The 24,541-nt window shown below is 43.0% G+C and carries 16 protein-coding genes, 3 rRNA genes and 2 riboswitches; of the genes, 1 reads left to right on the top strand and 18 read right to left on the bottom strand.

The window, feature by feature from the left end; translation table 11 throughout:
* Positions 1–10: 10 nt before the first annotated feature.
* The 18 genes from purF to BI350_RS03505 all read right to left on the bottom strand — a co-directional run bounded on the left by purF (position 11) and on the right by BI350_RS03505 (position 23,316).
* Positions 11–1,438 carry an amidophosphoribosyltransferase gene (gene purF / locus BI350_RS03590; protein ID WP_075526879.1) on the bottom strand — a complete coding sequence of 476 codons (1,428 nt, stop codon included), beginning with the start codon at positions 1,436–1,438 and terminating at the stop codon, positions 11–13.
* On the bottom strand, positions 1,414–3,642 hold the full coding sequence (purL, locus tag BI350_RS03585) for a phosphoribosylformylglycinamidine synthase subunit PurL (protein WP_075526878.1): 2,229 nt from the start codon (positions 3,640–3,642) through the stop codon (positions 1,414–1,416). Before purL ends, purF begins: the two co-directional genes overlap by 25 nt.
* On the bottom strand, positions 3,639–4,313 hold the full coding sequence (gene purQ, locus BI350_RS03580) for a phosphoribosylformylglycinamidine synthase subunit PurQ (protein WP_075526877.1): 675 nt from the start codon (positions 4,311–4,313) through the stop codon (positions 3,639–3,641). Before purQ ends, purL begins: the two co-directional genes overlap by 4 nt.
* 5 nt (positions 4,314–4,318) lie before the next feature.
* Complete coding sequence (gene purS, locus BI350_RS03575; RefSeq protein WP_075526876.1) at positions 4,319–4,564, bottom strand: phosphoribosylformylglycinamidine synthase subunit PurS; 246 nt, start codon at positions 4,562–4,564, stop codon at positions 4,319–4,321.
* Positions 4,565–4,597: 33 nt separating this feature from the next.
* A complete protein-coding gene (purK, locus tag BI350_RS03570) occupies positions 4,598–5,722 on the bottom strand; it encodes a 5-(carboxyamino)imidazole ribonucleotide synthase (RefSeq protein WP_075526875.1) in 1,125 nt (374 codons plus the stop codon).
* Positions 5,719–6,207 carry a 5-(carboxyamino)imidazole ribonucleotide mutase gene (gene purE / locus BI350_RS03565; protein ID WP_075526874.1) on the bottom strand — a complete coding sequence of 163 codons (489 nt, stop codon included), beginning with the start codon at positions 6,205–6,207 and terminating at the stop codon, positions 5,719–5,721. Before purE ends, purK begins: the two co-directional genes overlap by 4 nt.
* A gap of 209 nt (positions 6,208–6,416) precedes the next feature.
* Positions 6,417–6,516, bottom strand: a riboswitch (purine riboswitch).
* Positions 6,517–6,601: 85 nt separating this feature from the next.
* Positions 6,602–6,793 carry an NETI motif-containing protein gene (locus BI350_RS03560; RefSeq protein WP_075526873.1) on the bottom strand — a complete coding sequence of 64 codons (192 nt, stop codon included), beginning with the start codon at positions 6,791–6,793 and terminating at the stop codon, positions 6,602–6,604.
* Positions 6,790–7,311, bottom strand: coding sequence for a DUF2179 domain-containing protein (locus BI350_RS03555; protein ID WP_075529218.1), 522 nt, complete (start codon positions 7,309–7,311; stop codon positions 6,790–6,792). Before BI350_RS03555 ends, BI350_RS03560 begins: the two co-directional genes overlap by 4 nt.
* A 151-nt stretch (positions 7,312–7,462) precedes the next feature.
* Positions 7,463–7,577 (bottom strand): 5S ribosomal RNA (gene rrf, locus BI350_RS03550).
* Positions 7,578–7,647: 70 nt separating this feature from the next.
* Positions 7,648–10,599, bottom strand: a 23S ribosomal RNA gene (locus BI350_RS03545).
* A gap of 190 nt (positions 10,600–10,789) precedes the next feature.
* A 16S ribosomal RNA gene (locus tag BI350_RS03540) occupies positions 10,790–12,343 on the bottom strand.
* The 16S, 23S and 5S rRNA genes sit together here, the layout of an rRNA operon.
* Before the next feature lie 717 nt (positions 12,344–13,060).
* Entirely contained in the window at positions 13,061–14,395 is a 1,335-nt protein-coding gene (locus BI350_RS03535; RefSeq protein WP_075526872.1) for an NCS2 family permease, read from the bottom strand.
* Positions 14,396–14,628: 233 nt separating this feature from the next.
* A riboswitch (purine riboswitch) is annotated at positions 14,629–14,727 on the bottom strand.
* Entirely contained in the window at positions 14,722–16,275 is a 1,554-nt protein-coding gene (gene guaA / locus BI350_RS03530) for a glutamine-hydrolyzing GMP synthase (protein WP_075526871.1), read from the bottom strand. Its footprint overlaps the riboswitch before it by 6 nt.
* A gap of 148 nt (positions 16,276–16,423) precedes the next feature.
* Positions 16,424–18,619 (bottom strand): DUF4129 domain-containing transglutaminase family protein, encoded by a 2,196-nt coding sequence (locus BI350_RS03525; protein WP_075526870.1) that lies wholly within the window; start codon positions 18,617–18,619, stop codon positions 16,424–16,426.
* Complete coding sequence (locus BI350_RS03520; RefSeq protein ID WP_075526869.1) at positions 18,616–19,821, bottom strand: DUF58 domain-containing protein; 1,206 nt, start codon at positions 19,819–19,821, stop codon at positions 18,616–18,618. Before BI350_RS03520 ends, BI350_RS03525 begins: the two co-directional genes overlap by 4 nt.
* Positions 19,821–20,768: an AAA family ATPase gene (locus tag BI350_RS03515; RefSeq protein WP_075526868.1), complete on the bottom strand. Its 948-nt coding sequence runs from the start codon at positions 20,766–20,768 to the stop codon at positions 19,821–19,823. Before BI350_RS03515 ends, BI350_RS03520 begins: the two co-directional genes overlap by 1 nt.
* A gap of 244 nt (positions 20,769–21,012) precedes the next feature.
* Entirely contained in the window at positions 21,013–21,837 is an 825-nt protein-coding gene (gene nadE / locus BI350_RS03510) for an ammonia-dependent NAD(+) synthetase (protein ID WP_075526867.1), read from the bottom strand.
* A gap of 3 nt (positions 21,838–21,840) precedes the next feature.
* Complete coding sequence (locus BI350_RS03505) at positions 21,841–23,316, bottom strand: nicotinate phosphoribosyltransferase (protein ID WP_075529217.1); 1,476 nt, start codon at positions 23,314–23,316, stop codon at positions 21,841–21,843.
* 352 nt (positions 23,317–23,668) lie between these two features.
* Here BI350_RS03505 and BI350_RS03500 point away from each other — a divergent pair, with 352 nt between their 5' ends.
* Positions 23,669–24,478: an ABC transporter ATP-binding protein gene (locus tag BI350_RS03500; protein ID WP_155767464.1), complete on the top strand. Its 810-nt coding sequence runs from the start codon at positions 23,669–23,671 to the stop codon at positions 24,476–24,478.
* Positions 24,479–24,541: the final 63 nt, after the last annotated feature.

Below are 24,541 nucleotides of genomic sequence, written 5' to 3'. Positions count from 1 at the left end.
GAAAAGCCTCCTATTTCCCAATTTCTTTTTCATGTGGCAATACCGTGTCTGAATAAATTTCCGTAGGATATTCTCCAGTAAAACAAGCCAAACATTGTCCACAATTTTTCATCGTATCCGGTCGACCAATTGCTTCTAGCATGCCTTCCGGTGATAAAAATGTTAAAGAATCTGCACCGATTAATTCGCGTACTTCTTCAACAGTCCGACCCGTTGCGATTAACTCAGAATCCGTACTAATGTCTACTCCGTAAAAACATGGACTCACAAGTGGCGGAGAAGCGATCACGACATGCACTTCCGTTGCACCTGCTTCTTTTAACATCTTTACAATTCGTTTAGACGTTGTCCCACGCACAATTGAATCGTCTACCATCACAACCCTTTTTCCATTCACTACTTGATGCACGGGTGATAACTTCATCTTCACCCCTTGCTCTCGCAATGATTGAGATGGTTGAATAAATGTCCGACCAACATAACGACTTTTAATTAACCCAAGCTCATATGGAATTCCACTTTCCTCGGAAAAACCAATGGCGGCTGAAATACTGGAATCTGGAACGCCTGTCACGACGTCTGCTTCAATGTCACCAATTTCTCGTGCCAACTGCTTTCCGCATCGCTTTCTTGCCATATGAATATTAATCCCATCGATGTCTGAGTCAGGACGGGCAAAATATACATACTCCATCGAACACATCGCCGAATCTACAGCTGGTGCAAATCGTTCAGCGTATAAACCATCTCGATTTACAATTAACAACTCACCTGGCTCAACGGACCGAACACATTCCGCACCAATAATATCAAATGCACATGTTTCAGATGCAACAACCCAAGCATCTCCGACTTTTCCTAAAGAGAGTGGACGAATCCCATTCGGATCTTGCGCAATCATTAAGCTATCTTCCGTTAAAATAACAAATGCAAAAGCCCCTTTTAACATCGACAATGCCTTTTTCACACGATCTCGCTGCGTTAATGAACCACTACTTCTTTTAATTAAATGCGCAAGTACTTCTGTATCGGAAGTTGTTTGAAAAATACTTCCTTGACGCTCTAGATGTTCACGTAATTCAGCAGCATTGACGATGTTCCCATTCATCGCAACGGCTAAACTACCCGTTGTGGAACGGAAAACGAGCGGCTGAACATTCTCAATGCCACGCCCGCTTTCCGTCGTATAACGAACTTGCCCAATCGCTGCATGTCCCCGTAAGTCATCCAATTTCAAATTCGAAAACACATCATTTACGAGACCTTCACCTTTAATGACTTGAAGACCATTTCCGTTTGTTGACACAATGCCCGCGCCTTCTTGCCCGCGATGTTGTAACGCATGAAGACCGTAATACGTGAATTGAGAAGCTTCTTCGCTTCCCCAAATCCCGAATACGCCACACTCTTCATTTATCCCTCTGAGTTCAGCAAGCATTGGAGAGCCCCTTCCCAAATCGATTGAAATTCTTCAACAGTTCCTTCGATGAACACTTCGTTGTCATCTCCGTGAATTGTTAACTTTTCATCGTTCGTAACAACACCAATCTCCACCGCATCTTTGACGACTTCTTCAAATGCATTAACGTTCTCTTCTTTCACAGACACTAGGAAACGCGATTGTGTCTCACTGAATAAAGCAGTGATTGCCGAGCCTGAAATCGTTACTTCAGCACCAAGCTTTGTTGGCCCGAACGCCTTCTCACAAAGTGCCACAGCGAAACCGCCTTCTGCTAAGTCTGTCGCAGACGCAACAAGCCCTTCTTGAATCGCTGTTAATAAAGCTTTTTGACGAGCGGCTTCAACTTCTAAATCCATTGCCGGTGCTTGTCCAGAAATTTCACCATCCGTCATTTGCTGTAACTCACTACCGCCAAAGTCTAGGCCTGCTTCACCAATCAAGTAAATGCGATCACCTGCTTGTTTAAATGGCGTCGTTGTCACATGTGATAAGTCGTGAACAAGCCCAACCATACCGATTGTCGGTGTTGGATAAATCGCAACGCCGTTCACTTCATTCGACATTGAAACGTTCCCACTGATAACTGGCGAATTAAGTGCTAAGCAAGCTGCAGAAATCCCATCCGCCGCCTTTTCAAATTGCCAAAACACTTCCGGCTTATCCGGATTTCCAAAGTTCAAGCAATCCGTAAGTGCGATTGGTTCTGCACCTGAACAAACAAGGTTACGTGCCGCCTCAGCGACCGCGATTTGTCCACCTGTTTCAGGGTCAAGATACACGTAACGCGCATTACAATCCGATGTCATGGCAAGGCCTTTATTCGTACCTTCTACACGAATGATCCCCGCAGAAGAACCTGGCGCCACAACTGTATTACGACGCGCATGCGAATCAAATTGCTCATACACCCATTTTTTCGATGCGATGGTTGGTCTAGCAAGTAATGCTTTTAATGTTTCTTTATAATTTGATACAACCGGTTCTGTCTTTTCCATCGCTTGATATTCTTTAAAATACGCCGGTTCTTCTGATTCTTTATAATAAACTGGCGCATCCTCAGCCAACGCATCTGCTGGAACTTCAGCAACAATTTCGCCTTTATGAAGCAAACGAAGCATCTTATCATCTGTTACTCGTCCGATTGCCACACATTCAACGCCATACTTCTCGAAAAGATCAATCACTTCTTGTTCGCGTCCTTTTTTCACAACAAACAGCATACGCTCTTGAGATTCCGACAGCATCATTTCATAAGCCGTCATTCCCTCTTCACGTTGCGGAACAAGGTTTAAGTTTAATTCAACGCCGTATCCTGCACTTGATGCCATTTCAGCGGATGCGGAAGAAAGTCCAGCCGCGCCCATATCTTGCATACCGATCAGTGCATCTGATTTCGCTAGTTCAAGACATGCGTCCATCACCAGTTTCTCTAAAAACGGGTCACCTGCTTGCATAACCGGAAACTCAGCATCTTCTTCGACTGTTAATTCCGCAGAAGACATCGTCGCTCCGTGAATGCCGTCTCTTCCTGTTTTAGCGCCTGCATACATGACTGTATTGCCAACACCAGCGGCAATCCCTTTTTGAATGTCTTCATGGTTCAATAACCCAACTGCCATTGCATTGACTAGTGGACGTGTCGAATAACAGTTATCAAACTGCGCTTCTCCAGCAATTGTTGGAATGCCGATTCCGTTTCCGTAACTTGCAATTCCAGCGACTGCCTCCTCGAATAAAAAGCGATCCCGTGCTTTCGTTAAATCACCAAAGCGCAATGAATTCACTAGGGCTACCGGACGTGCCCCCATCGAAAACACATCTCGTAAAACGCCACCCGCACCTGTTGCTGCACCAATAAACGGTTCAATGGCAGAAGGTGAGTTATGCGATTCCATTTTAAATACAGCTGCTTGGTTATCACCAATGTCAACGATTCCCGCACCTTCACCAGGTCCTTGCAATACGCGTTCCCCTGTTGTCGGGAATTTCTTAAGGACGGGCTTTGAACTTTTATATGAACAGTGCTCTGACCATAGAGCAGAAAACAAACCGGTTTCAGTATAGTTTGGCAGTCGTCCCAAACTTTTCTCAGCACGTTCAAATTCTTCATCCGTCATGCCCATTTGACGATATAGTTTTTCATCTTTAACTTGTTGTGCGTTCGGCTCCATTGTTTTCATTCCACCCTTTTCAAAATAGATTTAAATAATCGTAATCCATCCACATGGCCTAGTACTTCTTCTACTGCCCGTTCAGGAAGTGGCATCATGCCCAGCACATTTCCTTCTTTATTTAATACGCCTGCGATTTTATCCGTGCTTCCTTGATCTTGATGATCTGCATAAGTAAAAGCAATTTGGTTGTTTGCTTTCATATCCGCAAGTGTTTCTTCATCTACATAATAATTCCCATACTGATGTGCAAATGGAACCGTAATTGCTTCCCCTGTTTCATACTCAGATGTGAATAAGGAATCCGCATTTTGTACGCTTAACATTGTCGTTCCAGATTTAAATTTCAATCCTTTATTTTGCAATAAAGCACCTGGTAACAAATGAGCTTCCGTTAAAATTTGAAAGCCGTTCCCGACACCTAGTACTGGCTTTCCGGATGCAGCGAATGCACGTAAACTTTCCATTGCCTTAGAACCTTTTGCCAGTGCCCCAGGACGTAAGTAATCACCGTATGACGCGCCTCCAGGTACAAGCACTGCATCAAAGTTTGATAAATCCTCTGCCTCTCTATCTGTATGCCACACATATGAAGCCTCTTCACCTAGTACATCATGAACTGCGCGATGCATATCAACATCGCAACTCGAGCCTGGAAATACTAAAATTGCAAACTTCATCTGCTTCAGGCCTCCTCAATTTCAAATCGGTAGTCTTCGATGACTCGATTCACAAGAAGTTCTTTACACATCTCGTCAACACGTGCTTCGATTTCGGATTCTGCTCCATCAATTGCTAGTTCAATCAACTTCCCAACACGCACGCTTTTCACTTCTTCATATCCCATATTGTGTAGTGCTTGCTCAGCAGCAGTCCCTTGTGGATCTACAACACTTTCGCGTAAAGTGACATATACGTTAACTTTTTTCATGTTTTGTTCCTCCTAAATGGCTTTTGATGATTTTTATTTATTAAACCAGACATTTGATGTTTCAATTTCTTTTAAAGTAGCCTCGACGTCATCCGTCATAATCGTGACATGCCCCATTTTTCGCTTTTCTTTCGCTTCCGCTTTCCCATACAAGTGAACAGACCAATCTGGATAATGAACCATCTTCTCTTGTAACGGTTCTACATGTTCACCAAGTACATTCACCATAATAGAGGATGCCCATAATCTTGGCTTACGAAGCGGCCATCCGCAAATTGCACGAATATGTTGATGGAATTGCGAAATATTACACGCCTCGATTGAATAATGGCCTGAATTATGAGGACGCGGTGCAAGTTCGTTGATTAGAATACTACCGTCCTCCAAAACAAACATTTCTACAGCTAACGTACCAACAAGCTCAAGGTGATTGGCAATTTTCTCCGCAGCCTCTTCAGCTTTCTTTATAATCGCTTCAGCAATACGTGCTGGAACGATGGACTCATGTAAAATATGGTCTTTATGAATATTTTCAGCAACCGGTAAGCAGTACGATTGCCCTTTTGCATTACGCTGAACAATGACAGAAATCTCCTTCACAAAAGGAACAAACGCCTCCGCAATACATGTAGAATGTTCAAACAAGGCACGTGCTTCTTCAAGTTGCGCTAAGGAATCTAATTTCACTTGGCCTTTCCCGTCATATCCGCCAAAGCTAGTCTTCACGATACATGGGAAACCAACTTGTCCAATGTTCTCTTCTAACTCCTCAAAGGTATGAGCCGTCACATAATTTGCTACAGGAGCTCCAGATGCGTTAATCTCGGCTTTTTCATTCATCCGATTTTGTGTAATACGAACGAGTTCTGCTCCTTGTGGCACATGTGCGGTTTCAGCTAACTTCTTTAATCCTTCATAATCAATATTCTCAAATTCATACGTAATGACATCACTCACTTGTGCCAGTTCTTGTAAGGCATCCTCATCATCATAGCCTGCTACAATTTTAATATCCGCAATTTGTCCACAAGGCGATTCTTCTGTCGGGTCAAGTACTGCAATTCGAAAACCTGCTTCTTTCGCCGCAAGTCCCATCATGCGTCCAAGTTGACCACCGCCAATAATGCCAATCGTTTGTCCCGGTAAAATTGTTGTCATCGTAACTCACTACTACTTTCTAATGCGCTTTGACGCATGTGATTTCTATGTTGTTCAATGCGTTTCGATAACGACGTATCTGTTATCCCTAGTAGTTGTGCTGCAAAAATCCCTGCATTTGTTGCGCCCGCTTTACCAATGGCCATTGTCGCAACTGGTACTCCGCCAGGCATTTGCACAATCGATAAAAGGGAATCCTTTCCGCTTAAAGCCCGTGATTGTATCGGAACACCAATCACCGGAAGTAAAGTTTTCGATGCAACCATTCCTGGAAGGTGCGCTGCTCCTCCAGCACCTGCGATAATGACTTTTATACCCCGGGCCTCTGCCTGCTCTGCGTACTCAAACATAAAGTCTGGCGTTCGATGCGCCGACACAACTTTCTTTTCATACGGTACTTCAAGTTCTTCTAACATGTCACAAGCATGTTTCATCGTTTCCCAATCACTTTTACTGCCCATAATGACGCCAACTTTTGGTTCCACTACTACTCCACTCCTTAGACTTAAATCTGACAGAAATACTTGACCATTCGCTCGGTATATAAACATTACAGTATTTTACAGGAATAAAAAATCCTCGAATAACCTGCTCATTACGCATGAAAAGCAGGGCATTCGAGGACTTTGAAATATGTGTGTTTGTTTATTAGCAGCACCATTCATCAGTACACACACCTTTCACAATCATTCCTGGAAAGTTCGCTTTCCCGCATAGCCCAGACATTCCGGTGTCTTGGTAGAAACGCTGAAGCCTATCCTTCAGCATATATGGGGATTATTTAACAACACATTCATTTTAACAAGTATTAAACAATTCGTCAATAAAAAAACGAACGTTAAAGATTGCACAATCTTTAACGTTCGCCTTTTGATTCATTTAAGACTCTGTAAGTATTCCTTTAAACTTAATGATTTGACGAATCGGGATTACTTCACCGTCTACTTCTTGAAATAAAGGTTCTTCTCTTTTTCCGGCAACCGTGTATCCTGCCGTAGCCATTCGTTTCAGACAATCTTCCACTTTTTCGCCTTCTTTAACTTCAAACCACATTGTTTTCTTTCGGTTCATCTAAATAGATTTCCTCTCCTTACAGATTTAACCCAAAAACCACCATGAATTGCTTTCGGTTCATATGAAATAATAAAAGCTTTCGGATCTACCTCTTTGATCTTTGCGTAAAGTTTCAGTTCATATCTTCTAGGTGTTAATATTTGAATTGCCGAGCGGTTTCCCTCAAGGCCATTTGCTGACCAATCCGTAACACCGTAACCTTCATCTCTTAAAATACGAGGAAGCCTTCTATCCACATCCGCCGTAATCACATTCACCGTTATGTATCCCAATGCCATCTTCTCTTCAATTTTAGTACCAATAATAACCCCACAACCGTAACCGACTGCATAAGCAATTAAGTTTTGAATCTCGTTCAAGTTATCTAACACTAAACCAAGACCTAAAACATAAACAATAATTTCGATTACACTCACACCAGCAGCAATATATCGGTACCCTTTTAACGTTAGAATCATACGAACAGTAAAAAAGGTAACGTATATAATATTAATGATAAAAATAATGAGCACCATTTGCAAGGCAATCTCCCCTTTCTCAGTTCCCCCAGTTTAACGGGATTCAATAATTATGGCAAGAGAATATAGAAATATTACATTCCCTTGCATCATTATGTATTAAAATAAACAAAAAAAGCCACTACCATCAGGTAATGACTCTTTTAGTGCTTGGCAACGTCCTACTCTTGCAGGGGCTAACCCCAACTACCATCGGCGCTGAAGAGCTTAACTTCCGTGTTCGGTATGGGAACGGGTGTGACCTCTTCGCTATCGCCACCAAACTATTGAGCAAAATTGTTCACTCAAAACTGGATAAACAAAACATTGAAAGACACAAACTGTCATGTATTTAAGGATAAGTCCTCAATCGATTAGTATCCGTCAGCTGCACATGTCGCCATGCTTCCACCTCGGACCTATCAACCTCATCATCTTTGAGGGATTTTACTTACTTACGTAATGGGAAATCTCATCTTGAGGGGGGCTTCATGCTTAGATGCTTTCAGCATTTATCCCGTCCATACGTAGCTACCCAGCTATGCCTTTGGCAAGACAACTGGTACACCAGCGGTATGTCCATCCCGGTCCTCTCGTACTAAGGACAGCTCCTCTCAAATTTCCTGCGCCCGCGACGGATAGGGACCGAACTGTCTCACGACGTTCTGAACCCAGCTCGCGTACCGCTTTAATGGGCGAACAGCCCAACCCTTGGGACCGACTACAGCCCCAGGATGCGATGAGCCGACATCGAGGTGCCAAACCTCCCCGTCGATGTGAACTCTTGGGAGAGATAAGCCTGTTATCCCCGGGGTAGCTTTTATCCGTTGAGCGATGGCCCTTCCATGCGGAACCACCGGATCACTAAGCCCGTCTTTCGACCCTGCTCGACTTGTAGGTCTCGCAGTCAAGCTCCCTTATGCCTTTGCACTCTACGAATGATGTCCAACCATTCTGAGGGAACCTTTGGGCGCCTCCGTTACTCTTTAGGAGGCGACCGCCCCAGTCAAACTGCCCGCCTGACACTGTCTCCTACCCCGCTAAGGGGCATGGGTTAGAATTCCAATACAGTCAGGGTAGTATCCCACCAATGCCTCCACCGAAGCTGGCGCTCCGGTTTCAAAGGCTCCTACCTATCCTGTACAGACTGCATCAGAATTCAATATCAGGTTGCAGTAAAGCTCCACGGGGTCTTTCCGTCCTGTCGCGGGTAACCTGCATCTTCACAGGTACTATAATTTCACCGAGTCTCTCGTTGAGACAGTGCCCAGATCGTTACGCCTTTCGTGCGGGTCGGAACTTACCCGACAAGGAATTTCGCTACCTTAGGACCGTTATAGTTACGGCCGCCGTTTACTGGGGCTTCGGTTCAAAGCTTCGCTTGCGCTAACCTCTCCCCTTAACCTTCCAGCACCGGGCAGGCGTCAGCCCCTATACGTCACCTTACGGTTTTGCAGAGACCTGTGTTTTTGCTAAACAGTCGCCTGGGCCTATTCACTGCGGCTCTCTCGGGCTTTAACACCCTATCAGAGCACCCCTTCTCCCGAAGTTACGGGGTCATTTTGCCGAGTTCCTTAACGAGAGTTCTCTCGATCACCTTAGGATTCTCTCCTCGCCTACCTGTGTCGGTTTGCGGTACGGGCACCTCCCGCCTCGTTAGAGGCTTTTCTTGGCAGCGTGAAATCAGGGACTCCGGGGAAAATTCCCCTTGCTATCACAGCTCAATGTTATAGAAACGGGATTTGCCTCGTTTCACACCTCACTGCTTAGACGCACATTACCAACCGTGCGCTCACCCTATCCTACTGCGTCCCCCCATTACTCAAACGGCGGGGAGGTGGTACAGGAATATCAACCTGTTATCCATCGTCTACGCCTTTCGGCCTCGACTTAGGTCCCGACTAACCCTGAGCGGACGAGCCTTCCTCAGGAAACCTTAGGCATTCGGTGGAAGGGATTCTCACCCTTCTTTCGCTACTCATACCGGCATTCTCACTTCTAGGCGCTCCACTAGTCCTTACAGTCTAGCTTCGACGCCCCTAGAACGCTCTCCTACCACTGACACCAAAGGTGTCAATCCACAGTTTCGGTGATTCGTTTAGCCCCGGTACATTTTCGGCGCAGCGCCACTCGACCAGTGAGCTATTACGCACTCTTTAAATGGTGGCTGCTTCTAAGCCAACATCCTGGTTGTCTGGGCAACGCCACATCCTTTTCCACTTAACGAATACTTGGGGACCTTAACTGGTGGTCTGGGTTGTTTCCCTCTCGACTACGAATCTTATCACCCGCAGTCTGACTCCCAAACAAAAATCATCGGCATTCGGAGTTTGTCTGAATTCGGTAACCCGGGATGGGCCCCTAGTCCAAACAGTGCTCTACCTCCGAGATTCTAACGTTTGAGGCTAGCCCTAAAGCTATTTCGGAGAGAACCAGCTATCTCCAGGTTCGATTGGAATTTCACCGCTACCCACACCTCATCCCCGCATTTTTCAACATACGTGGGTTCGGGCCTCCAGTAAGTGTTACCTTACCTTCACCCTGGACATGGGTAGATCACCTGGTTTCGGGTCTACGACTACATACTAAAACGCCCTATTCAGACTCGCTTTCGCTGCGGCTCCGCATTCTCTGCTTAACCTTGCATGTAATCAGTAACTCGCCGGTTCATTCTACAAAAGGCACGCCATCACTCAGCTTATTTCCGAAGAAACAGCATCGAGCTCTGACTACTTGTAGGCACACGGTTTCAGGATCTATTTCACTCCCCTTCCGGGGTGCTTTTCACCTTTCCCTCACGGTACTGGTTCACTATCGGTCACTAGGAAGTATTTAGCCTTGGGAGATGGTCCTCCCGGATTCCGACGGAATTTCACGTGTTCCGTCGTACTCAGGATGCACTCTAGAGAGAATACACTTTTGATTACGGGGCTATTACCCACTATGGCAGACCTTTCCAGGTCGCTTCATCTAATGCATTCCTTTGTAACTCCGTATAGAGTGTCCTACAACCCCAGGAAGCAAGCTTCCTGGTTTGGGCTGTTCCCGTTTCGCTCGCCGCTACTCAGGGAATCGATTTTCTTTCTCTTCCTCCGGGTACTTAGATGTTTCAGTTCTCCGGGTGTGCCTCATATACGCTATGTATTCACGTATATGTACTGCTCCATTACGAACAGTGGGTTTCCCCATTCGGAAATCTCTGGATCAAAGCTTACTTACAGCTCCCCAGAGCATATCGGTGTTAGTGCCGTCCTTCATAGGCTCCTAGTGCCAAGGCATCCGCCGTGCGCCCTTTCTAACTTAACCTTAAAACCAATGCTGTATAGCGATATACAACAATTGATTCATACATTACTACATTTGTGTTTATTTCAATGTCGTTTTATCCAGTTTTCAAAGAACAAGTAATGAAAGTTCATGTTAATGAACCCTCAAAACTGAACGCAAAACGTCAAGTTGAAGAGAACTTTCTCTTCATTCCGTTAAATATCCTTAGAAAGGAGGTGATCCAGCCGCACCTTCCGATACGGCTACCTTGTTACGACTTCACCCCAATCATCTGTCCCACCTTCGGCGGCTGGCTCCCAAAAGGGTTACCCCACCGACTTCGGGTGTTACAAACTCTCGTGGTGTGACGGGCGGTGTGTACAAGACCCGGGAACGTATTCACCGTGGCATGCTGATCCACGATTACTAGCGATTCCTGCTTCATGCAGGCGAGTTGCAGCCTGCAATCCGAACTGGGAACGGTTTTATGGGATTAGCTCCCCCTCGCGGGTTGGCAACCCTCTGTACCGTCCATTGTAGCACGTGTGTAGCCCAGGTCATAAGGGGCATGATGATTTGACGTCATCCCCACCTTCCTCCGGTTTGTCACCGGCAGTCACCTTAGAGTGCCCAACTGAATGCTGGCAACTAAGGTCAAGGGTTGCGCTCGTTACGGGACTTAACCCAACATCTCACGACACGAGCTGACGACAACCATGCACCACCTGTCACCGCTGTCCCCGAAGGGAAAGGTATATCTCTATACCGGTCAGCGGGATGTCAAGACCTGGTAAGGTTCTTCGCGTAGCTTCGAATTAAACCACATGCTCCACCGCTTGTGCGGGTCCCCGTCAATTCCTTTGAGTTTCAGCCTTGCGGCCGTACTCCCCAGGCGGAGTGCTTAATGCGTTTGCTCCAGCACTAAGGGGCGGAAACCCCCTAACACTTAGCACTCATCGTTTACGGCATGGACTACCAGGGTATCTAATCCTGTTTGCTCCCCATGCTTTCGCGCCTCAGCGTCAGTTACAGACCAGAAAGCCGCCTTCGCCACTGGTGTTCCTCCACATCTCTACGCATTTCACCGCTACACGTGGAATTCCGCTTTCCTCTTCTGTACTCAAGCCTTCCAGTTTCCAATGACCTTCCACGGTTAAGCCGTGGGCTTTCACATCAGACTTAAAAGGCCGCCTGCGCGCGCTTTACGCCCAATAATTCCGGACAACGCTTGCCACCTACGTATTACCGCGGCTGCTGGCACGTAGTTAGCCGTGGCTTTCTAATGAGGTACCGTCAAGGTACAGGCAGTTACTCCTATACTTATTCTTCCCTCACAACAGAGCTTTACGATCCGAAAACCTTCTTCGCTCACGCGGCGTTGCTCCATCAGACTTTCGTCCATTGTGGAAGATTCCCTACTGCTGCCTCCCGTAGGAGTCTGGGCCGTGTCTCAGTCCCAGTGTGGCCGATCACCCTCTCAGGTCGGCTACGCATCGTCGCCTTGGTAAGCCGTTACCTCACCAACTAGCTAATGCGCCGCGGGCCCATCCCGTAGTGACAGCATAGCCGTCTTTCAGAGTTCCTTCATGCGAAGGAACTAATTATTCGGTATTAGCCCCGGTTTCCCGGAGTTATCCCCAACTACAGGGCAGGTTGCCCACGTGTTACTCACCCATCCGCCGCTAACAAAGGAAGAAACAAGTTTCTTCCTCGTTCGCTCGACTTGCATGTATTAGGCACGCCGCCAGCGTTCGTCCTGAGCCAGGATCAAACTCTCCATAATAGAGAAATTCGATTAGCTCGATTTCTTTGCTGGCATCTATAAGATGTCCAATTGAATCCGAAGATTCGTTTCCTACAAACCAACAAGTTGATTTGAGGCTGTTATATCTTGACGTTTTGCTGTTCAGTTTTCAAGGTTCATATTATAGAAGAAACTTTCGCAAGCCCTTCTGGTGACTTCGGTAACTCCCGAAGCAACTTTTACATCATATCATATCTCGAAGTAACATGTCAACGACTTTTTTCAGAACTTCTTTTTCGTCGTTTCAGTTATTCGAATTGGCGATATTGATAATTGCACCTTTCTTTGGCGCATTTCTTATTATAGCAGACGCCCCGTTAGTCGTCAACAACTTTTTATAACTTTTTTAACTCAAGTTGTTTGATTACGTCGGTTTCGTTTGCCGGATATTTAATATACCGCACATAAAAGATAATGTCAACACTTTTGTTGAACTTTGTCGAAAGCTTTATTAAATAGCAGAAAGGATTGGATGAACTCTTCTATAAATACCGCATCATGTACATTCATAATGTTCGATCCATCTAAATGAGAACCATTTATTATATGGACTATTTTACGTTCCTTCATTATATAGTAATTAGAATACCATTATTGTCATTCTAAGAAACCATTCTTATATACATCCAAATTCTTTTAATAGAAAATTTAAAGCCACTCGATCTAATCGAGTGGCTTTAGTGATTCCTAATGACGTTATTTAATGAATATAAAGTAGAGAATAAAAATAACCCATAATCCATACATAATCGGATGAACTTCATTTCTTCTTCCACTTAGAATCATTGTGATTGGATAGAAGATAAATCCAATGGCAATACCCGTCGCGATACTATAGCTAAGCGGCATACTAATAATCGTGAAAAATGCCGGAACTGCAATTTCAAAACTTTTCCATTCAATATTTCCTAATGAAGAAACCATTAGCACACCGACAATAATTAATGCTGGAGCGGTTACTTCGCTTGTCACGACCATTAACAATGGCGAGAAAAAGAGTGCAAGTAAAAAGAGACAGCCCGTTACTACCGATGCGAAACCAGTGCGCGCTCCCGCGGCTACACCTGAAGATGATTCAATATAGGAAGTCGTTGTCGATGTTCCGAAAACAGCGCCTGTCACAGTAGCAAGTGAATCTGAAAGCAATGCTTTTCCTGCACGTGGCAATTTATCATCTTTCATAAGGCCTGCTTGATTTGCAACTGCTACAAGTGTACCTGCAGTATCAAAGAAGTCTACAAATAGAAAGGTAATAACAATGACTAAGAATTGAGCTGTAAATAATGAAGATGGGTCCTGGAATATTGCTTCAAACGCAGCACCAAATGTTGGCGCAACACTCGGAATTCCAGAGACAACCTTTTCTGGTAGCCCGATAAGCCCTACAATCATTCCTAATACCGTCGTTGCAATCATTCCATAGAAAATTGCACCATTAATTTTTCGAACCATCATAATTACTGTAATCACAAGTCCAAAAATAGCTAATAAAGTTGTTCCCTGAGTTAAGTCACCAAGTGCAACAAGTGTATTCGGATCCCCTACAATAATGTTTGCATTTTGAAACCCTAAAAATGTAATAAACAAACCAATCCCTGCACCAACCGCATATTTAAGTTGTGCTGGAATCGCATTAATAATCGTTTCGCGTAAACCTGTTAAAGACAATACAATAAAAATAAGTCCTGAAAAAAGAACACCTGTTAAAGCTGTTGGCCATGGCACGCCATACCCTAACACGACTGTGAATGCAAAAAAGGCGTTTAATCCCATACCTGGTGCCAATGCAATTGGGTATCTTGCAATAAAGCCCATAAACAATGAACCTACTGCCGCGGCAAGAGCTGTCGCAACAAATACTGCCCCTTTATCCATCCGCATTGCGTCCGGAATACCTTCCACGCCATCTAATGACAACATGAGTGGGTTAACAACTAAAATATAGGCCATCGCCAAAAAGGTTGTGAGTCCACCGATGATTTCCTTGCGATAATTTGTACCTAACTCTTCAAATTGAAAATACTTTCTCATAATCTTACTTCCTTCTATTATTTATTTCACAAAGATTGAAAACGTTGGACATGAGATTATTCTTCAAAGCTTACCCGTCTTTCAGTCCAACAAAACAAAAAAAGAGCATATAGCTTTGTCGCCATATGCTCCCACTTCAAAATAGAAAGGGAGGCCCCCCTTCTATGATGATTACAGTTAAGTATTGAAATCAAATCTTGGTTGATTTTTATCCGACTATATCAAATAGACGGGAAACACTTACCTTGCGTAGTCGGAACATTTAAGGTGTTCCGGTAGAAACTTCCAGGCCATATTCCTGGTTTTATACGACTCCATATTCACTTTTATTCCCACTCAATTGTGGATGGTGGCTTGCTCGTCACATCAAAGAGTACACGGTTAATGTTCTGTACCTCAGAAGTAATTCGAGCACTAATTTTCTCAAGCACATCCCATGGGATTTTTGCCCAGTCGGATGTTGTGCCGTCAACAGATGTTACCGCACGAATGCCAATTGCATAATCGTAAGTTCTTTGGTCGTTTTTCACACCAACACTTTGAATGTTCGGTAACACGGTGAAATATTGCCAAATATCACGTTCTAGACCTGCTTTTTGAATCTCCTCACGTAAAATCGCGTCGGATTCTCGAACCATTTCTAGCTTTTCTCTCGTCACTTCTCCAAGTACACGAATACCGAGTCCTGGTCCTGGGAAAGGTTGACGCCAAACGATTTCGTCAGGTAAACCTAATTCCGTTCCTAGCGCACGAACTTCGTCTTTGAATAGAGCGCCGAGTGGTTCAATTAATTGGAACTCCATATCTTCTGGAAGCCCGCCAACGTTGTGATGCGATTTAATCGTTTGAGAAGTTAATGTTCCACTTTCAAGAATATCTGTATAAAGGGTACCTTGCGCTAAAAAGTCAATACCTTCTAGCTTTGTAGCTTCATCATCAAACACGTAAATGAACTCATTCCCGATAATTTTGCGTTTCTCTTCTGGATCGGAAACACCTTCCAGCTTATTTAAGAAACGATCTTGTGCATCGATTTTAATAAAGTTCATATTAAACTTGTCAGCAAATGTTTCAACAACACTTTCCGCTTCACCTTTTCGAAGGAGTCCATGGTCAACAAACATACATGTTAACTGGTCACCAATCGCACGGTGGATGAGTGCAGCAACTACTGAAGAGTCAACGCCACCGCTTAGCGCACATAGAACTTTCTTATCGCCAACTGTAGCACGGATTTTTTCAATCTCGATTTCAGCAAAACTAGCCATCGTCCATTCGCTTTCCACTCCGCACACTTCAAAAATAAAGTGTTTCAAGAAGTCTTGGCCATTTACAGATTGCTCAACTTCCGGATGGAACATAATGCCATACACTTGACGGGCATCATCACCGAATGCAATGACTTCATTTTCCTCTGTTGTCGCGAGTGAATCGAATCCTTCAGGTATTTCAGTAATTGTATCACCAACACTTTGCCACACTGTTTGCTTTTCAGCTTGTCCCTGAAACAGTTTACGCGAAGTGTCGATTGTGACTACCGACTCCTTATATGAACGGTCCGGGGAGAATTCTATCGTCCCACCAAAATGATTCACAATTAATTGTGTACCATAGCAAATGCCCAGTAACGGGATTCCTGTCGAGAAAATATTCGGGTCAATGCCGTAAGCATCTTCTCCATTGACTGACAGAGGCCCTCCTGACAAAATAATGCCAGTCGCGTTCATCTGCTTTAGTTCTTCGGCCGTGATCGTATGTGGATGAAGTTCACTATACACACCAAGTTCACGAATCGTTCTTGTAAGAAGTTGGTTGTACGTACTTCCATAATCAATAATGACAATCTTTTCTTGTTCAATTAATAAAGGAGCGGTTGACACAAATCCCACCTCATTCTATTTTTGCTTAAATCATTAACAGTTAATGCTGTTTCCACATCATTGTCCAGCTTCAGCATTTCTTATGTTGAATAAGATTGTAATTCAAGCAATTCTTATTTTTTAATTTTACTGCTAACGTTTGAGAAAATCAATCAGAAGTCTTTAAGACTAAATCTTCCCACATTTCCTGTAAACGTTGCCAATCTTGACTTTCCTTTATTTCTCCATAAATTCTTTTTTCGTATACAGTTGTCAATTTTTGCATTCGATTGCCACCAAAGTACCGATCGACTTTTTCAGCATATGCCGCCAACGTCTCGCCATGTGCCCGTTTTAATCCAAACCGATCGAGTTGCTTTAATAAACTGCGATATTGCTTGGAAAATGAATGCCAGTTCCCGTCTTTAGCTCGATAGAGTGGAATGATGATTTTTGGCATCCAACGTCTTCTACTGACATATAACCACCATCCAATTATGAATAGAATGGCTGTGCCGAACATCATCCACCGAATATTGTCTTTGACCCATTCATTCATTGCGATTGGGAGAGTACGGTCAGTTGTAGTACGCTTTTCCTTTGCTTCTTTCTCTTTGATTTCACGTTCAAGTTCTTCGCGTTTTTGTTCAGGCATTTCACGAACTTCAGGATCATCTAAGTTCAGCTCGATGTCATAATCGATATCCGCCACACCGCTAAAACCAATCGTTGGCTCAAAAGGGACCCACCCAATACCCGGCATATACGCTTCAACCCATGAATGTGCCTCATTATTGGAAACCCGATAAACACGTTCACCTTCATCATTTTGAGAAGGGTCACCCGGCGCAAATCCCTTTACCCATCTAGCGGGAATATCCAAAGTTCTGAGCAGGACAACCATAGACGATGAAAAATTATCACAATACCCTCTTTTTGTATCAAATAAAAATTGGTCTACGTAATCCTCCTCTTCATTCGGCACCGCGACGTTCTTCTGGTCGTAAACGAAGCCATTTCTTCCAAAATAACGTTCGACCGCTTTCGCTTTATCATAAACGCTTTCACTCGATTCTGTAATCGATGTCGCAAGTTCCCGTACTCGGTCAGGCAATTCATCCGGAAGTTGCAAATACGCCGAAAACTCATTCATGCTTGGTAATTCACTCATTTTTGTGTCACGCAATTGCTTCAAACTATAAGCCTGTTCTACAAACTCAACGTCATATAAATCGAGTGAACGGCTCTCTCCTTCAATATCAGTTAGGTATTTACCTGCTGCTCCATGGTGAATAATTGTCACTGCTTGCTCTGTATGGACAGTCGTCATGCCATATGGATAAACAATAAATGGAAACTTCTCAACCATCGTCATCCCTGCATATTTCGGGGTGGATTCCTCTATCTGTTGCTGAGTCATTCCATCTGTCATCTTAGCGCCTGGGAAATATTTATTAGAAGATGTTTCAACGTTAGATTGTTCCCATCCTTTTGATGTATACGTGTCTTTTGTTTCTACTTTCCAATATTGTTTATTCGCGACAGCCGCTTCAAATACAAGAGAATCATCTGGCAAAAAAGGGCCGCCGAGTTGCGCATCATTCGGGTCATATCCACTTTTAGACACGGTCGCATTTCCGTCGCCCCCACCTTCAGCCATGGATTTGATAAAGGGAACAGGATCTGCCCATATCGGTGCCAACTTCGGAGAAAAGGTCATTAATACACCACTCAAAATCAGCACAAATACGAGTGGAATTGAAACTTGTGTAATTTGCCGAAAGGAAATAAACGCTTTGTATCTAGCAGATATTTTGGAAATTGAAAGAATCCCTAGTAACAATAAACCTACAACCATAATCATAAAAATAGAACTCTCCGCGGAATACGTGCTAAATGTATCTACCGCCGCAATAAAAACGACCGTACTAAAGTAAAATAGTAAGATACTTCTTTTCACTTCAAGCCAATAGCTAACCAAATACGTGATCATCCAAAGCAAAAGGAAAAACAAGATTGTTCTTAATGTGTTGGATAGTTTACCCCATTCTCCATTGAAGATAAGCGGCACATTTGAAACAATATCCCCAAAAACGAGTGGAATCGCCTTAATCGGTATTGTAATTGTGCCTACATACATATATTGAACAGCCCAAAAAATATACACCGCTTTAATCGGAATGGATAGCCACCATTTCGCCTTCATAAGCGCTAAGATAAAGGCGATGCCTATGAAAAATAAAAAAAGTGACAAGTAGCTAGTGTCAGTGAGTGCTATCACCGGCAACAACCATTCTCTTAATAAAATAAAAACCAAAAAATAAAGAAAAGCGAGCAGCCATTTATTCATCTGAATCTCTTTCATGGTCTTGCCACCTCTCTAAACGCCTTGGAAAACTGTTGCTTTACAATGGGATGAACGATAATTCCTTTCGAGCGAGCATATTTAATTTCTTCTACTAAATTACCTTTTAACGAAGCCTTATTTTTCATAACAACAAAACAAATGATTGTACTTTTCCCTGTCACATTCGAAATCATTGCTTCAAGAAAATCCCAAGTCGGCCGTGCAGTAATGATGACGATATTGCCGCCCATATCAATTTCTTTTTTAAATTCCGTAGAAGGTACGATGCTCTCTATTTTTACGGGTTGAATTTTTGCCAAATAAGTAAGCACCAGTCTAAATTGCTCTTCCGAATGCATTGCAGAAAACGGTTCAGACAGTCCTACCGGTAAAAAACGAATCGTCGACCGGTCTTTTATTGCTTCTTGCATAATCGATGCAGTAAATTCAACTTGTTCTTCGAATGTATTGGACGCGCGATTGTCAAAAACGAGTAATACATCCTGAGAACTACGATCATCAAATTCTTTTGTCATTAACGTTTGGGTTCTTGCAAAGGATTTCCAATGAATCCATGAGACACGGTCGCCGAATTGATAATCTCGAACACCTGTCACCATCGTTGTATCTTTTACGATATTAAACGGGGAAGTTGCAAGTCCCCCGTTATATTTCGATTCAATTGGCATGTAAGCGACGTCCATCATTCGTGGATAAACCAACACTGTATTTTTTGTTGCAATCAATCTATTTTTCCGAACCCACCCAAAGAAATCAGTCACTTCAACTTGAATATGACGTGCGACATGTTCTCCTCGCGGCATCTCGTCAATCTTATATTCCCATTCCAGTTCCCTTTTCCAACCGAATACGAGGACTTTATTCAATTGTTCAATCGTTTTCTTCTTACCTTCGTCAATCCATTCATCCCCCAAAACTGTATAAAGAAGTGGAAAAGGAAAACTTCTCTTGATTCGTATTTTCACCCTTAATTTTTCTCCGTTTTGAAGATGCGTTACTTCCAATTGCCGTTTTGCTTTGAAATTTGAAAGTGGATAGAGGAAGAGAAGGATTGAATAAATTATAAACGGGAGGATTGCGTAAAAGATTGTCCAACTGACAAGGCCCCCTTGAAACATCGCAAATACAAAAGCGCTAACTAAAATAAGCAGCACAAACAATAATCGCCCTAAACTTGCGACAGATTTACGTAGCTTCATTACAAAGTAACCTTATCAATCGGTACTGGTACTTTCGTTAAAATACGTTCAATGATTTCTTCTGTTGTAATACCTTCATATTTCGCTTCTGGGCGCAGAATCATGCGATGACCAAAAACAAAAGGCACTAAATATTGGACATCATCTGGAACGACATAATTTCTTCCACGCAAAACAGCATACGCTTGACAAGCTTTCATGAGTGCAACAGAACCTCTTGGACTCACCCCTAAATGAACGAATGGATTTTCTCTTGTTTCTGCTGCACAAGAAACAATGTAATCTTTTATCGCATCGCTGACGACAACTTTTTTCACCGACTTTTGTACTTCTTGTAATTCCTCCAATGAAATAACAGATGAAATCGTTTCAATCGGGACTTCTTTTTCGACACGTCTAAGCACTTCAATCTCTTCACGTTTTTCGGGATAGCCCATTTCTAATTTAAATAAAAATCGATCCAGTTGGGCTTCAGGTAATGGATACGTTCCTTCATATTCAATCGGGTTTTGTGTAGCCATGACAAAAAAGGGTTGCTTTAGTTGGATTGTTTTCCCATCTATCGTGACAGAAGCCTCTTCCAACCCTTCCAATAATGCGGACTGTGTTTTTGGCGACGTCCGGTTAATTTCATCCGCTAAAATAATATTCCCCATAATTGGCCCCGGTCTAAATTCGAATTCCATTGCTTTCGGATTGTATATAGAAACACCCAATACGTCCGACGGTAATAAATCCGGCGTAAATTGAATTCGCTTAAAATCCGCACCAATCGACTTGGCTAACGCCCTCACCATCATCGTTTTCCCAACGCCTGGCACATCTTCAAGGAGAACATGTCCACCCGCAAGAAGCGCAGTGATACTCAACTCCGCAATATTTCTTTTACCAATCATCACGTGATCTATGTTATTTAAGATTTTGGCAATCATCTCTTCATGTTTCATAGTGTCCCCCTATCCCGTTCGCTTAAGTTTATTCCGAATATTAACAAAATCACCTTTATCATACAGGATAACCGATTGAGCGACAACCTAGACAAAAGGAAGGAATATGATGATGAAACTTCGATGTGTAGATTCTATGAATCAAGCGAAGCCCCGGAAGAAATCTCAAGAACATTATCGTTTTCGAATTTAAAAAAACCTATCCTTTGAATAAACAACATTCAAAGGATAGGTGGATGTGGGTTCATTTCCAAAAATCATCAAAAACTGTAATGGGCATATGCCTTTTATGCATAGAACGCAGGTAATGTTCTTCGAGTCGCGCTTTTGCTTCTTGTGGAATTTCTTTTCCTTCTAAATAATCGTCGATCTCATCGTAGCTGACGCCTAGTGCATCTTCGTCGGCATATGCTGGCTTGTCTTCTTCCAAATCAGCTGTCGGGATTTTCGTATAGAGATGCGGTGGACAGCCTAACGCTTTTAAGAGCGCGGTGCCCTGTCTTTTATTTAAACGATAAATTGGCATTAGATCTGCGCCGCCATCCCCGAACTTCGTGTAAAATCCGGTAATCGCTTCGGCTGCATGGTCACTGCCGAGAACGACACAATGATGCATCGCTGCAACGGAATATTGCGCCTTCATCCGTTCGCGTGCCTTTTCGTTTCCTTTTGCATAATCGGAGAGTGTGACGCCCGCTTCGGCAAGTGTTCGGGCACTTGCGTCAACGGCATCTTTAATATTAATCGTATAAATCTTTGATGGCCGAATAAAATCTAGCGCGTCTTGACAGTCTTGTTCGTCAAATTGCGTGCCGTATGGAAGTCGCAGGGCAATAAATTGATAACGATTCCCGACGTCTTCTTCATTCAATTCATCGACTGCCATCTGTGTAAGTTTCCCAACAAGCGTCGAGTCTTGGCCACCAGAAATGCCAAGGACAAATCCATTTAAGAAAGAATTTTTTCTCGCATATGCTTTCATAAAATCAACGGACTTTCGAATCTCTTCTTGCACGTCAATTTCTGGCTTTACTTTTAATTCTGCGATAATTCTCCCTTGCAATGTCATATATTACCTCTCCTTATTAATATATTCCTCGACCATTTCTTGTACGTCTTGAATATGACGCATCTTATTATCCCAACACTTTTGGCTTAAATCGACTGGGTACTCTTCTGGGTTTAATGATCGTTTATATTCATCCCATAATAAACCTAAGCTTTCAGTAGCATACTTCTGAATCTCTTGGATTGTTGGGTTTTCATAAATGATTTCGCCACTTTTCACAACTTGTACGTGTAAATTTTTCGCCTCAAAGTTCGTGACAAATTTTGATATAAAAGTATGGACGGGGTGGAACATTTTAATACGCTCTTCCGACGCCGGATCCTCATCATGCATCGTAATATAGTCTCCTTCTGCCATCCCGTTTTCGCGATTAATAATTCGATAGACATTTTTTTGACCAGGAGTCGTTACTTTTTCCGTTGAAGAAGAGATTTTAATCGTATCTTCCATTACACCTTCTTCATTTTCAATTGAAACAATTTTATAGACAGCGCCAAGTGCAGGTTGATCGTAGGCCGTAATGAGTTTCGTCCCGATTCCCCATACATCCACTTTTGCGCCTTGTGCCTTCAAGTTTAAAATTGTGTATTCATCTAAATCATTCGAAACAACAATTTGTACGTTATGAAAACCAGCTTCATCTAACATACGACGTGCTTCCTTCGATAAAAATGCAATATCTCCACTATCTAAACGAATCCCGATGAAATTGATCTTATCGCCTAATTCTTTCGCGACACGGATTGCAGTTGGTACACCAATTTTCAGCGTATTGTATGTATCTACTAGAAATACGCAGTCTTTATGACGTTTTGCGTAAGCGTGAAATGCCTCATATTCACTTTTATACGCTTGTACGAGGGAATGCGCATGCGTGCCTGCTACCGGAATTCCGAATTGTTTCCCCGCACGCACATTACTGGTTGCCTCGACGCCGCCAATAAATGTAGCACGCGCGCCCCATAAGGCCGCGTCCATTTCTTGTGCTCTTCTCGTCCCAAATTCCATGACTACTTCATCTTTTGCGACTTGTTTAATTCGACTCGCCTTTGTTGCAATAAGCGTTTGATAATTAACGATGTTTAAAAGTGCGGTTTCAATGAGTTGCGCCTCCGCTAACGGTGCCTCAACCCGGATAATTGGTTCATTTGCAAAAACAAGTTCGCCTTCTACCATTGAATAGACATCTCCAGTAAAACGAAGGTCTCTTAAGTACGCTAAAAAATCATCGCTGTAGTTTAGTTCTTCTTTTAAATAGGCAATGTCACTTTCACTAAACTGGAAATTTCGGAGATAATCTAATACCCTTTCCAGCCCCGCGAAAATAGCATAGCCATTACCAAATGGTAAGCTTCTAAAAAATAATTCAAACACCGATTTTTTTTTGTGAGTACCATCCGCCCAGTAGGATTCTGCCATATTTATTTGATATAAATCGGTATGTAAAACCTTGCTGTCATCTACATAATTCGAACTCATCACAATTACCTTCTTCCACATTCATAGATACTCTTAGTATACATCATTTAACCTTTCGCGACGCACTTCTATCTTTTTCTTGTGTTTTCGACATGATTTCAGCCCAATTGCGCTGGATGTCCACTCTTTCGGCTGGAATGTCCTCGCAACTTTTCTTAAACTAATCACCGCATACAAGGTTGCCTAAGCCAAGTTTCGTACTCCCCTCTAATTTTCCTATACTTCTAGCCTACCAAATATTCGCGAAACTGTAAGGTTATGTGCCCCCTATTATGCGTTCCCCGCTATTTCTTTTCGCCCGAGAGCGATGTATACTTATTTCAATATTCACATTAAAAGGGGGATGATCGTTTTGAATTTAATTGTATCCATGCAAGATGTTTCACTGCTTCGCAATCACAACCAGATTTTGTCAAACATCCAATGGGAAATTAAAGAAGGCGAGCATTGGGGGATTCTCGGCTTAAATGGTTCCGGTAAAACATCATTGCTCAATATCATTAACGGTTACCATTTTCCAACTACTGGAGAAGTTTCTGTACTTGGCAATCACTTCGGAAAAACCAACTTACCCGAACTTCGAAAAGAAATCGGTTTTGTCAGTAGTTCACTAGACCGTTTTTCAGATATTGTAAACCAAGAGACTGTGTTGCGTGTCGTCATTAGCGGGAAATTTGCTTCGTTTGGAATCTACGAAAATATAGAAGCGGAAGATTGGGAGAAGGCAGATGCATTATTAGAATCATTAAGATTAAGTTATCTGCGGAATCAACCGTTCCACCTTTTATCTCAAGGTGAACAACGAAGGGTCTTAATTGCTAGAGCGCTGATGAGTGATCCTAAAATGCTTATTTTAGATGAACCGTGCTCAGGCTTGGATATTTTGTCACGCGAAGAATTATTGACGATGCTTCATCAAATCGCAGACCGCGGTTGCCATATATTGTATGTCACCCATCATATCGAGGAACTCGTTGAAGAAATTACGCATGCACTGCTCATAAAAGATGGCAAAATTTTCGCGGCTGGACCGAAAAAAGAAGTGATTACAGACGAACTTTTATCCAATATCTTTAAAGTTCCTGTTGAAGTTCATTGGAAATCCGACAGGCCTTCGCTTTCTATTACCAACTTAAAAATTAAGCAATCGTGTATACCGTAGCAATTTATAAATAAATTGCTTCCGGCAAAATAAAAAAAGATGCAATAGGAAACTGAACGCTTC

Origin of the sequence: Sporosarcina ureilytica (assembly GCF_001753205.1) — a bacterium.
GTDB classification, from domain to species: domain Bacteria; phylum Bacillota; class Bacilli; order Bacillales_A; family Planococcaceae; genus Sporosarcina; species Sporosarcina ureilytica.
The sequence above is the reverse complement of the archived record's forward strand: the minus strand, read 5'-3'. Positions and strand labels throughout refer to the sequence as shown.